Origin of the sequence: Enterobacter quasihormaechei (assembly GCF_004331385.1) — a bacterium.
Taxonomy (GTDB): domain Bacteria; phylum Pseudomonadota; class Gammaproteobacteria; order Enterobacterales; family Enterobacteriaceae; genus Enterobacter; species Enterobacter quasihormaechei.
The window spans coordinates 251,599-263,784 of sequence record NZ_SJON01000001.1; the positions used below are offsets into that span (position 1 = coordinate 251,599).

At 50.7% G+C, this 12,186-nt stretch carries 10 protein-coding genes and 2 pseudogenes; 7 read left to right on the top strand and 5 right to left on the bottom strand.

Annotated elements, in window-relative coordinates:
• The first annotated feature begins 84 nt into the window (after positions 1 to 84).
• Positions 85 to 974 (top strand): annotated as a pseudogene (locus E0L16_RS01185) (oxidoreductase).
• Here the strand turns inward: E0L16_RS01185 and E0L16_RS22145 are convergent.
• Positions 971 to 1,057 (bottom strand): annotated as a pseudogene (locus E0L16_RS22145) (AraC family transcriptional regulator); the annotation flags it as partial. The pseudogenes E0L16_RS01185 and E0L16_RS22145 sit on opposite strands and share 4 nt — an antisense overlap.
• A gap of 429 nt (positions 1,058 to 1,486) precedes the next feature.
• On the opposite strand from E0L16_RS22145, the gene E0L16_RS01195 reads away from it, so the two are divergent.
• The gene (locus E0L16_RS01195; protein ID WP_131636128.1) at positions 1,487 to 5,119 is read left to right on the top strand and encodes a YobI family P-loop NTPase; all 3,633 of its coding nucleotides are present in this window, start codon (positions 1,487 to 1,489) and stop codon (positions 5,117 to 5,119) included.
• Positions 5,120 to 5,369: 250 nt separating this feature from the next.
• Here E0L16_RS01195 and E0L16_RS01200 read toward each other — a convergent pair whose 3' ends face one another.
• The 3 genes from E0L16_RS01200 to E0L16_RS01210 form a co-directional block, all read right to left on the bottom strand.
• Positions 5,370 to 5,825 carry a hypothetical protein gene (locus E0L16_RS01200; protein ID WP_131636129.1) on the bottom strand — a complete coding sequence of 152 codons (456 nt, stop codon included), beginning with the start codon at positions 5,823 to 5,825 and terminating at the stop codon, positions 5,370 to 5,372.
• Positions 5,788 to 5,949, bottom strand: coding sequence for a hypothetical protein (locus tag E0L16_RS22275; protein ID WP_131636254.1), 162 nt, complete (start codon positions 5,947 to 5,949; stop codon positions 5,788 to 5,790). The genes E0L16_RS01200 and E0L16_RS22275 overlap by 38 nt, the downstream gene beginning before the upstream one ends.
• Before the next feature lie 306 nt (positions 5,950 to 6,255).
• Entirely contained in the window at positions 6,256 to 7,137 is an 882-nt protein-coding gene (locus E0L16_RS01210; protein ID WP_107534868.1) for a LysR family transcriptional regulator, read from the bottom strand.
• 105 nt (positions 7,138 to 7,242) lie between these two features.
• Between E0L16_RS01210 and budA the strand changes: the two genes are divergently transcribed.
• The 5 genes from budA to E0L16_RS01235 all read left to right on the top strand — a co-directional run bounded on the left by budA (position 7,243) and on the right by E0L16_RS01235 (position 11,916).
• Entirely contained in the window at positions 7,243 to 8,022 is a 780-nt protein-coding gene (gene budA / locus E0L16_RS01215) for an acetolactate decarboxylase (protein ID WP_028012263.1), read from the top strand.
• Complete coding sequence (alsS, locus tag E0L16_RS01220) at positions 7,994 to 9,715, top strand: acetolactate synthase AlsS (protein WP_427854514.1); 1,722 nt, start codon at positions 7,994 to 7,996, stop codon at positions 9,713 to 9,715. Before budA ends, alsS begins: the two co-directional genes overlap by 29 nt.
• Before the next feature lie 20 nt (positions 9,716 to 9,735).
• Positions 9,736 to 10,506 (top strand): (S)-acetoin forming diacetyl reductase, encoded by a 771-nt coding sequence (locus E0L16_RS01225; protein ID WP_131636131.1) that lies wholly within the window; start codon positions 9,736 to 9,738, stop codon positions 10,504 to 10,506.
• Between the two features lie 133 nt (positions 10,507 to 10,639).
• Entirely contained in the window at positions 10,640 to 11,113 is a 474-nt protein-coding gene (locus E0L16_RS01230) for a cold-shock protein (protein WP_045260739.1), read from the top strand.
• Positions 11,114 to 11,220: 107 nt separating this feature from the next.
• Complete coding sequence (locus E0L16_RS01235; RefSeq protein WP_107534872.1) at positions 11,221 to 11,916, top strand: GNAT family N-acetyltransferase; 696 nt, start codon at positions 11,221 to 11,223, stop codon at positions 11,914 to 11,916.
• 47 nt (positions 11,917 to 11,963) lie between these two features.
• Here the strand turns inward: E0L16_RS01235 and E0L16_RS01240 are convergent, their stop codons facing one another.
• On the bottom strand, positions 11,964 to 12,182 hold the full coding sequence (locus tag E0L16_RS01240; RefSeq protein ID WP_107534873.1) for a YgdI/YgdR family lipoprotein: 219 nt from the start codon (positions 12,180 to 12,182) through the stop codon (positions 11,964 to 11,966).
• Positions 12,183 to 12,186: the final 4 nt, after the last annotated feature.

Below are 12,186 nucleotides of genomic sequence, written 5' to 3' on the forward strand. Positions count from 1 at the left end.
TGTGTTGAGTATAGACAATGGGTGTGGCGCGCTCGTCTCGTGGTGGTATAACGGATAGCAGGCTTTGCAACAGGGGAGTGACTTATGTCTGACTATCCATCGATTGCGCTGATTGGTCCCGGTGCGATTGGCACCACCATTGCCGCGGTATTGCATGATGCTGGCCGCACGCCGCTATTGTGCGGACGCACCGCGCATCCGGAATTGCGCCTGCGTCACGATGAGGGTGAAATTGTGGTGCCAGGTCCGGTACTCACCGATCCGACCGTTATCACGCGCCCGGTTGATCTCGTTTTCGTCGCGGTAAAAACGACGCAAAATGCCGACAGCGCCAGGTGGCTGCGCGCCCTGTGCGATGAAAATACCGTGGTCTGCGCGCTACAAAACGGCGTGGAGCAAAGGCCCAGCTTGCGCCTTTGGTCAATGGCGCTGCGGTGCTGCCGTCGGTGGTCTGGCTCCCGGCCCAGCGCGAGCCGGATGCTTCCGTCTGGCTGCGCGCCAAACCGCGCCTGACGCTGCCGGACGTGCCCCAGGCGCAGCGGGTGGTCGAAGCGCTTCGTGATACGCGCTGCGCGGTTGAGCTCTCGGAAGATTTCCCCACCGTCGCCTGGCGCAAACTGCTGCAAAACGCGGTCGCCGGGCTTATGGTGCTGGCCAACCGCCGCGCCGGGATGTTCAGGCGAGAGGATGTCAGCGAGCTGGCGCTGGCCTACCTGCGCGAAGGGCTGACCGTCGCCCGCGCTGAAGGGGCGAAGCTGAACGATGACGTGGCGCAGGAGATCCTGGCGAACTTTCAACGCGCGCCCGTGGATTTGGGTACGTCGATTCTCGCTGACCGTCAGGCGGATCGCCCGATGGAGTGGGATATCCGTAACGGCGTCATCCAGCGCTGCGGCCGCAAACACGGCATTGCGGTGCCCATCAGCGACGTGGTGGTGCCGCTGCTGGCGGCGGGGAGCGAGGGGCCGGGTTAACGGCCGCTGTTTTTCCGTTCGGCAAAGTAATGGGCGGCCGTGCTGCCCATCGCTTTTCTAAACAAGGTGATAAACGCATTCATACCTGACAGTGGCGGCGGGCCGATAGAGAGGAAGGGAGATGAATATGAATGTCCGCTCTGTGCCAAAACAGTCGTTGTCGTCGCATGTAATTTCGATATTGGCCCCCCACTCTGGCAGACAATACTGCCCTATTGTTGAACTCTGAGATTTCTGTTGAGCCTGTCACGGTTCAGCTCTGTTTTTAGTGGCTCCTAATTGCAAAGTCATGTTTTACATGACTTACGATCGCGCTCTTTACGAACAAGGCTTTCAGGCATAATCTGTGCTAACAATAGAGTAAAATCAGAGGGATAGCTGAAGGAAATAAACTGGCTTTAGCTAATCTTTAGCGTTGTTTCTGGTATAATAACGCTAACTTTTATAGGTATGATTTTGTTTGATTAACTGCGAGAAGTAGGTCTCTCGGTGAAGATGGGGAAGGGATATCAATGAGTGATGACAGCTATAAATTTCAAAAGCTAACACCGATAAGCGATGTTGAGCTGGGTATATATAAAAATGCGATAGATTTTGTTTTTGCCAATGACGATTTAAAAAATGTTGCTATATCAGGACAATATAGTGCAGGAAAAAGTAGTCTTGTAGAGTCCTATAAGAAAAGTCATTCGAATATAAAGTTTGTTCATATTTCACTTGCCCATTTCAGAGCGACGGAGGAAGCTGAAACTAATGAACCCGGTAGAGTCATGAGTGAAACCGCGTTAGAAGGTAAAATTCTTAACCAGTTAATTCACCAAATTAATGCTGAAGATATCCCCCAAACGCATTTTAAAGTAAAGAAAAAAGTAAAAACGAGCAGCATTGTGATGAATACTATCTTCACGGTATTATTTATCGCCACGGCACTGCATATTACTCTTTTTAATAAATGGGGTGACTTTGTTTCACTTTTATCTGATGGAGTTGCAAAGACACTACTAACATTCTCTACTAGACACGATTCTTTATTAATTAGCGGTTTTATAGCTACAATCCTTTCTTGCATCTTTATTTATAAATTAATAAAAACCCAAAAAAATCGCAACGTCCTTAAAAAAATAAATTTACAAGGCAATGAAATAGAGATTTTCGAAGAGAGCGAAGAGTCTTATTTTGATCGGTATTTAAATGAAGTATTATACCTTTTCGAGAATGTTAATGCTGATGCCATTATTTTTGAAGACATGGATCGTTTTAATAGCAATCATATCTTTGAACGTCTTCATGAAGTGAATAGACTGGTTAATATTCAACGAACCCTGGCAGGGCACAAGAAATCGTCGTTACGTTTTATTTACTTGCTTCGTGATGATATCTTCATTTCAAAGGATAGAACCAAATTCTTTGATTATATCATTCCAGTTATTCCTGTTGTTGATAGTTCTAACTCTTACGATCAGTTTATCTCACATTTTAATAATGGTGGTATTCTCAAATTGTTCAATGAAAGATTCCTACAAGGGATGTCTCTGTATATTGATGATATGAGAATATTGAAGAACATTTATAATGAATTTCAAATTTATTACAATAAATTAAATACAACAGAACTTGACTGTAATAAAATGTTGGCCATTATTGCCTATAAAAATATATTCCCACGAGATTTTAGTGAGTTACAACTTAATCAAGGTATGGTTTATTCCATATTTAGTGAACGGGATAATCTTATTATAAAAGAGATAAAAGATATAGAAAAATACATTAGCGATAGAAAAAAGGAGATTGAGGTAATCAAGAATGAAATGCTCAATTCTAGCCAAGAGGTTGATGCTATATATGATAAGGAATTGTCTAAATATAACAGTCATCATTACTATAATCAGGCTGAGAAAGCTGATATAGAAAAGAGAAGAGCGGCTAGAAGGGAAAGTGTTGAAAATAAAACCAATGGAAAAATAGAAGAAATCAATGAACTTATATCAAAATCAAGAGATAGTTTGGTTGACTCTAGGAATAAAAGACTTAAAGAAATAATAACAAGAGAAAACATTGATGAAATATTTAAGCTCACCTACACCAATGAAATTGGAGAAAAAAGAGATTTTAATGAAATAAAAAGTAGTGAGTATTTTGACTTGCTTAAATACCTTATTCGTGATGGATATATTGATGAAACCTATACCGACTATATGACCTATTTTTATGAAAATAGCCTGAGTCGAAATGATAAGATGTTTTTACGCAGCATTACCGATCAAAAAGGCAAAGATTTCACTTATCAACTCAAGAACCCCAAACTGGTCGTTACCCGCCTTCGAGAAGTGGATTTTGAAAAGGAAGAGGCGCTTAATTTTGATCTATTAGCTTATCTGCTTCAAACGCCAGCCCAAGTAAACTTAATAGAACGTTTATTCAAACAACTAAGAAAAGATAGAAGAGTTGAGTTTATTCGTAGCTACTTTGAAACTGAGAGGGCTCAGTCAGGCTTCATCAATCGATTAAATACGCAGTGGCCTGAATTCTTTTCTTATGCGCTGACCGATAGTGAATTTTCTGCTGATTGGGTTAAACGCTACTCTATAGGCACACTTTATTATTCTGCCAGTAACGCCATTGAGGCTATTAACATTGATGATTGTCTGACTGATTACCTTTCTGACTCGTCGGATTATTTAGCAATATCAGAACCGAAGGTTGACAAGTTAATCAGTGGTTTTAAGTTACTTAATGTCTCATTTGTCAGTATTAAATTCGAAAGCGCAAATAAAGTACTCTTTGATGCGGTTTATCAGCATTCACTTTATGATATTAATTTTGCCAACCTGACCTTAATGCTGAGTAAGGTTTACACATTTAACAGTGAAGATGATATTCGCCATAAGAACTATACCCTAGTTATGTCACAGCCTGATTCCCCCTTGGCTAGTTATGTTAATAACCATATTAGTGACTATCTGGATATGGTTTTATCTAGTTGTGATGGATCAATCGTGGATGATGAAGCCATTGTTTTATCCGTTCTTAATAATGAGGAAATAACTGATGAACAAAAAGGGCAGTATATAAACTCTTTGCAAACTTTCGTGACCTCTCTGAGTGAGGTTGAGAGCGAATCCTTATGGTCATCTTTGTTGGATAAAGATAGAGCAATTTGCTCTGAGGGTAATATTGTTTCTTACTTTGAACATGTTGATGGACTGGATGGTTCACTTATCGAATTTATCAATAGAACTGATACCGAGCTTGATTTTAAAAAAATTGACCTTGAAGACGAGCAGAGAATTAAATTATTTAGATCGATTATTGTCTGTAATGATTTATCAAATAATAAATATGATGAATTAATTTGCTCGCTAAATAGGATTTATCCGACCTCCTTTGGCACTGCTAATATTGCTGGTGATAAATTTAAAATATTAGTGGATAAGAACATTATTCGTATGAGTCTTAGTTCACTTGATTTCATACGAGACAATTATCCTGAACAAAACTCCTACTACATTAAGAAAAATATCCAAATCTACGTTGAGTTAATGACAATTGATAATTTTGTCTTAGATGAAGCCATATCAATTCTTTCTTGGAAAGTTGATGATGATTTAAAAATTAAGTTACTCGAATTGATTAAAGTACCATTGACTATTCATGATAAAAAATACCCTCCGGTCGTTAATGATTATATTTTAGAGAATAATTTTAATTCAGACGAATTATTAAGTTTGACGTCATCTTATAAAAATTGGGGAACCTCTACTCAGTCACTCATTCTGATCAGAGCAATACAGGATATATCGACATTGATAGCAAACCCTGATGATGTTGCTGAGCTGTTACTAAAAGATCTGTTTGTCGCAGAGGGACTGAATATGCAGAATAAAATAGCACTGCTAATCGCTTTGCTGCCGGGTAAGGATTTGAGTAAGACGACTTGCAAAGAGTATCTTGATCTGCTTGGTTTATCGGAGTTCAGTAAAATTTTGGGGCGAGGCAAACCTAAAATTGAAGTTGATACAACTAATCAAATTTTATTAACAGCATTACGAGATAACCATTTCTTCTCTGATTTTGAGGTGGATGATGAAAATCCCACTTATTATAAAATAACAAGGCGGCGCTCTATGTTTGGCTCAGATACATAGCATTATGTATTTTTCTACAGTTTGGGCACTTTTATAGTGCCCAATTTTTACGCTGAAACTTACGTAGCTAATCTGAATTTTTCTCAGTTGACAAGTACTCCTAGGTGTTCGTTAAGCCCTCTGTGTGTTGGGAAAGATGCGAGCGTCCGCTCCTCGCTCTTAACGGACATTCAACAAACAACTCTGTACTTTGAGTAAGGCCAAAGTCCTGCTTTTTACCCAGCAGAACCCCGGCCTCCCATCACCCGCCTCAGTGCGCCGTTATATAAGGCTCTTTTACAAACTCCGCCAGCAGCCAGACCATATCATGCAACAGCCCGGTAAGTTCTTTCGCCACGCTCGCAGGCAACGTCCCGCCCATTATCGCCAGCGTTAACGCCACGGCATAATCCACCTGTAGCGCCGTTTCTTGCCAGCATTCCGGCACGCAGGAGGGGATCTTTTCCCCCGCAATGAGCCGTTCAACCAAATACGGCGGAAGTTCTGAGTCACAACTCTTGCGCAGCCGTTTCAGCGCAGCCAGCAGTCGCTCGCAAAGGGTGGCAAAAGTCACCGCGTCGTCCGTTTCAACCAGCACGCTCACATACGCAGTGCAGGCGTCAGCCAGTTCAAAGAGATCCGCAGACTCAGGCAGTTGCAGGTGGAGAAGGTGATGAACAGCACTTTCTTCAGAAAGTGCATAAGACAGGGAAGGGATAGTTGTCATGTGATTTTCCTTTTAAAACGTACTCCAGACCACCACATAAGTTCCTACGCTCATGGGTGGTTGCGCTGACGGAGGTAGGAATACCGCACATGACTAACGGCCAACCTTTCGGTTGCTCCGCCAGCGCGACCGTATTTTAACGGGATGAGCGCTGTCGCGACAAAAATAATTGCCGTGTCATGTTATGCGGGTTCCTACGCCCGGTTACGGATGTGCCGCAACGCAGGCACTTTACGGCGGTGAAAAAAGGAAGGAAAGGGGATACCCCTGAATTACATAAGGTTGCTTGCAGGTTTGCGAGGCGGCTTCCAGAACGGCATTGCCGGGTGGCGGCTACGCCTGACCCGGCCTACAAAATCCAAAGCCCCAACAGCGACACGAACCGTAGGCCCGCGCAAGCGCAGCGCCGCCGGGCACAGACGCACCGTAGCTACCCCTCGCTCATCATCGCCAGAAACCGCTTCACCGTCCGCGAACGTTCAAAGCGCCGCCAGCAGAGCGCGATATCGGTATAAAGCTCCGGCGAGCGCAGCGCATGGTAGGTGACATTCGGCGGCGAAATAGCGGCCATGGATTTCGGCACCAGCGCGAACCCGCCGCCGGCGGAGACCATGCTCAGGGAAGAAGAAAGTTGTGAAGATTGCAGCATGTGCTGCATATCGATTCCGGCCCGCTCACAGCTGCCGTAAACGCGGTCGTACAGCCCCGGCGCGACCTCCTGCGGGAACAGCACCACCGGCGTATCTCGAAGTTCCTCCAGCGCCAGATCGCCGCACGTCGCCAGGGGATGATCGCGATGCAGCGCCACCACCATGGGCTCCCGGTCGAGGATTTTTAATTCGAACACCTTGCTGCTTTCGCACGGCAGGCGCACAAAGGCGATATCCAGCTCACCCTCCGCCAGCATCGTGGTCAGCGACGACATATTGGCTTCCACCTGATGAACCTGCACCGCCATGTTCTGCACCTGAAACTGGCGGATCAGGGCGAAGATCTTGGGATGAAAGGCATCCGAACTGGTAATGCCAATCGACAGGCTGCCGTTCAACCCGCGCGCGATGCCCCGGGCTTTTTCCAGCGCGGCGTCGCTCAGCGCCAGGATCTTACAGGCGTCCTCATAGAAGGCTTCTCCCGCTTCGGTCAGCTCCACGCCCCGCGTCAGGCGCCTGAACAGCGGCGTGCCCACTTCCTCCTCAAGCCGTTTGATCTGCTGGCTCAGAGGAGGCTGTGAAATACCCAGCGCGTTGGCCGCCCTGGTGAAGTGTCGCTCGCGTGCTACCGCGACAAAATAGCGCAGATAACGAAGTTCCATATCAAAAACGTCTCAAACCAGCATGGATTCTATATTGGAACTCTCTGCTGAATCGGGTCAACATTTATTTAACCTTTATAAATAAAGTTGAAGAGGACCAGCATGATGATGCATTCATCTGCATGCGACTGTGAGGCGAGTTTATGCGAGACCCTGCGCGGGTTCTCGGCTCAACATCCTGACAGCGTGATCTATCAGACATCGCTAATGAGCGCCCTGCTAAGCGGCGTGTACGAAGGGGAGACCACTATCGCCGACCTGCTGGCACACGGCGATTTTGGCCTCGGCACCTTTAACGAGCTGGACGGCGAAATGATTGCCTTCAGCAGCCAGGTGTACCAGCTGCGCGCCGACGGCAGCGCCCGCGCCGCGAAGCCGGAGCAGAAAACGCCGTTCGCGGTGATGACCTGGTTCCAGCCCCAGTACCGCAAAACCTTCGACGGGCCGGTCAGCCGTCAGCAGATCCACGACGTGATCGACCAGCAGATCCCCTCCGATAACCTGTTCTGCGCGCTGCGCATTGACGGCAACTTCCGCCATGCCCACACCCGCACCGTTCCGCGCCAGACGCCGCCGTACCGGGCGATGACCGACGTGCTGGACGACCAGCCGGTGTTCCGCTTTAACCAGCGCGAGGGCGTGCTGGTGGGGTTCCGTACCCCGCAGCATATGCAGGGGATAAACGTGGCGGGCTATCACGAACACTTCATCACCGACGACCGACAGGGCGGCGGCCATCTGCTCGACTATCAGCTGGAGAGCGGCGTGCTCACCTTCGGTGAAATTCACAAGCTGATGATTGACCTGCCTGCCGACAGCGCGTTTTTACAGGCCAACCTGCACCCCAGCAACCTTGATGCGGCTATCCGCGCCGTCGAAAACTAACAGGAGAACTACCGTGAACAGTGAGAAACAGTCACGTCAGTGGGCGCACGGCGCCGATATGGTTGTCGGCCAGCTGGAAGCGCAGGGCGTGAAGCAGGTGTTCGGGATACCGGGGGCGAAAATCGACAAGGTTTTTGACTCCCTGCTGGACTCCTCCATCGAGATCATTCCCGTACGCCACGAGGCCAACGCCGCGTTTATGGCGGCGGCGGTAGGGCGGCTGACCGGCAAAGCCGGGGTGGCGCTGGTCACCTCCGGGCCGGGCTGTTCGAACCTGATCACCGGCATCGCCACCGCCAACAGCGAAGGCGACCCGGTGGTAGCGCTGGGCGGGGCGGTGAAGCGGGCGGATAAAGCCAAGCTGGTGCATCAGAGCATGGACACCGTCGCGATGTTCAGCCCGGTGACGAAATACGCCGTAGAAGTGAACTCCCCGGACGCGATTGCCGAGGTGGTGTCCAACGCGTTTCGCGCCGCCGAGCACGGCAGGCCGGGCGGGGCGTTTGTCAGCCTGCCGCAGGATATTGTCGACCAGCCCACCACGGGGGCGATCCTGCCCGCCAGCGGTCCCGCGCTGATGGGCCCGGCACCGGAATCCGCCATTAACAACGTGGCGAAGCTTATCGAAAAGGCCAAAAACCCGGTCATCTTACTCGGCCTGATGGCCAGCCAGCCCGCCAACAGCGCCGCGCTGCGCAAGCTGCTGGAGAAAAGCCGTATTCCGGTCACCAGCACCTACCAGGCCGCCGGGGCGGTCAATCAGGAACACTTCACCCGCTTCGCCGGGCGCGTCGGCCTGTTTAACAATCAGGCGGGCGACCGTCTGCTGCATCTGGCGGATCTGATTATCTGCATCGGCTACAGCCCGGTGGAGTACGAGCCTTCTATGTGGAACAGCGGCGACGCCACACTCGTGCACATCGACGTGCTGCCCGCCTATGAGGAGCGCAGGTATGTTCCCGATCTGGAGCTGGTGGGGGATATCGCCGCCACGCTGAACCTGCTCGCCAGCCGCATTGAGCACAAGCTTGAACTGAGCCAGCGCGCCTCGGAAATTCTGGTCGATCGCCAGCATCAGCGGGACCTTCTCGACCGCCGCGGCGCATCGCTTAACCAGTTTGCCCTGCATCCGCTGCGCATCGTGCGCGCCATGCAGGACATCGTGAACAACGACGTGACGCTCACCGTCGATATGGGCAGCTTCCATATCTGGATCGCCCGCTACCTCTACAGCTTCCGCGCGCGTCAGGTGATGATCTCCAACGGTCAGCAGACCATGGGCGTGGCGCTGCCGTGGGCGATTGGTGCGTGGCTGGTCAACCCGGGGCGCAAGGTGGTGTCGGTCTCCGGCGACGGCGGCTTTTTGCAGTCGAGCATGGAGCTGGAAACCGCCGTGCGCCTCAACGCCAACGTGCTGCACATCATCTGGGTGGATAACGCTTACAACATGGTGGCGATCCAGGAAGAGAAAAAATACCAGCGTCTTTCCGGCGTGGAGTTCGGCCCGGTCGACTTCAAAGCCTATGCCGACGCGTTCGGCGCAAAAGGTTTTGCCGTCGAGAGCGCCGACGCGCTCGAACCGACGCTGCGTGCGGCAATGGATGTCGACGGCCCGGCCGTGGTGGCCATTCCCGTCGACTACAGCGATAACCCGCTGCTGATGGGCCAGCTCCATCTCAGCCAGATTTTGTGAATCAACATAAGGACAGAGAAATGCAAAAAGTGGCTCTCGTAACCGGCTCCGGCCAGGGGATTGGCAAAGCGATCGCGCTTCGTCTGGTGAAGGATGGCTTTGCCGTCGCTATCGCCGATTACAACGAAGCGACGGCGAAAGCGGTTGCCGATGAAATCACCCGCAGCGGCGGGAAGGCCGTCGCCGTGAAGGTCGACGTCTCTGACCGCGAGCAGGTGTTTGCTGCCGTGGAGAAAGCCCGCACCGAGCTGGGCGGCTTCAACGTCATCGTCAATAACGCCGGGGTTGCGCCGTCTACCCCCATCGAATCCATCACCCCGGAGATTGTCGACAAAGTCTACAACATCAACGTGAAAGGGGTGATCTGGGGCATTCAGGCCGCGATTGACGCGTTTCGCAAAGAGGGGCACGGCGGCAAAATCATCAACGCCTGCTCCCAGGCGGGGCATACCGGTAACCCGGAACTGGCGGTATACAGTTCAAGCAAGTTCGCGGTACGCGGCCTGACCCAGACGGCCGCGCGGGATCTCGCCCCGCTAGGGATCACCGTTAACGCCTACTGCCCGGGCATCGTTAAAACGCCGATGTGGGCGGAAATTGACCGTCAGGTCTCCGAGGCGGCGGGTAAACCGCTCGGCTACGGGACGGAAACCTTTGCCAAACGCATCACGCTTGGCCGTTTGTCCGAGCCGGAAGACGTGGCCGCGTGCGTCTCTTACCTTGCGGGGCCAGACTCCGACTACATGACCGGCCAGTCCCTGCTGATAGATGGCGGGATGGTGTTTAACTAAAAAATAACGATAAGCTCTGACATGAACTTTCCCCTGCTCACGTGCAGGGGCTTTTTTTTGTCTCCTCAGCCATTGTGGATTACACTGCGCGCTGCAAAACTTTAGTCTTGAGATCTGACAGGCGGTAACAGCGATGAACGGTACAATCACAACGTGGTTTAAAGATAAAGGCTTTGGATTTATCAAAGATGAAAACGGCGACAACCGCTATTTTCATGTGATTAAGGTCGCCAACCCTGATCTGATTAAAAAAGATGCGGCGGTGACCTTCGAGCCAACCACCAACACCAAAGGTCTTTCCGCGTATGCGGTGAAGGTGATCCCGGAGAGCAAGCATCTCTATATTGCGGGCGAGCGCGTGAAGCTCACCTCGATCAAGTCCTTCGTGGTATTCAGCGAGGAAGAGCCCGTTGAGACCAAAATCGACAAAGAGAATGCAGTGCTCTCGGTGGGGCTGCTGATGAACAGCATCAAACCAAAATCCGACAAGAAGCCGGGCGAAATGCGTACAGTGAAGAAGCTGGCGATCACCACCTTCCAGAACACGACGATGATCTTTACCGAAGATGAAATCGACATCGACGCCACGGTAAAACTGCTGAAGTAATCTTATGCCGGGTGGCGGTTCCACGTTACCCGGCCTGCATTTCCTCTCTTTTCGTCCGCTTTTTAACCTGCTATAACACACTCCTTACCTTTCAGGGAGTCATTGCCGTGCCCGAAATCAATCAACATGGTCAAACCGTTAACGATATCGTCCCGGACTGGAAATGCGCCCGCGCGCTGGCCCGCACCGCGCTCGTTGGTCAGTATTGTCGTCTGGAGCCGCTCGATGCCGATCGCCATTCCGCGGATCTGTATGAAGCGTATGCCCTGGGCGACGACAGCGACTGGACGTGGCTTGCCAGCAGCCAGCCCATGAGCGTGGAAGCCACCGCGCACTGGGTGCTCGGCAAAGTGCTGGATGACGATCTGGTGCCCTATGCCGTGATTGATTTGCGCACCGAGCGCGCCGTGGGGCTGGTCTGCTACATGGCGATAGAGCGGTTCCAGGGCTCGGTGGAGATCGGCCATGTGACCTGGTCGCGCAGAATGAAAGGCACCCGCATTGGCACCGAAGCGGTGTGGCTGCTGCTGAAAAATGCCTTCGAGCATAAATACCGTCGGCTGGAGTGGAAGTGCGATTCGATGAACACCGCCTCACGCAACGCGGCGGAGCGGCTGGGGTTTGTCTGGGAAGGACGTCTGCGCCAGAAGCTGGTGCGTAAGGGGCGTAACCGCGACAGCGACATGCTCTCTATTATTGACGGCGAATGGCCGCAGAGGGACGCGGCGCTGCGCGCGTGGCTGGCAGCAGAGAATTTTGATGCGCAAGGGCATCAGATTAAGCGGCTAGAGGCATTTCGTTAGAACGGTATCGCGGGCAGAGCGCAATGCGGCTGCTCTGCCCACGAACGTTATTTCTCGATCATCTGGATAATTTGATCGCGGTTGATAGCATGTTCATTGCCCGCAACGTCCTCATAGGTAATTAAACCGTTGTCATCATCGACTTCCGGCTTTCCGTGGGTAATAATCATTTCGCCATTTTTCTTTTGTAATACGTAGTCGCTGGAGCACCCTGTAACCGTCAGGGTCATCAGTGCCAGACTCATTACTGCTGCTAAATTTTTCATCTTA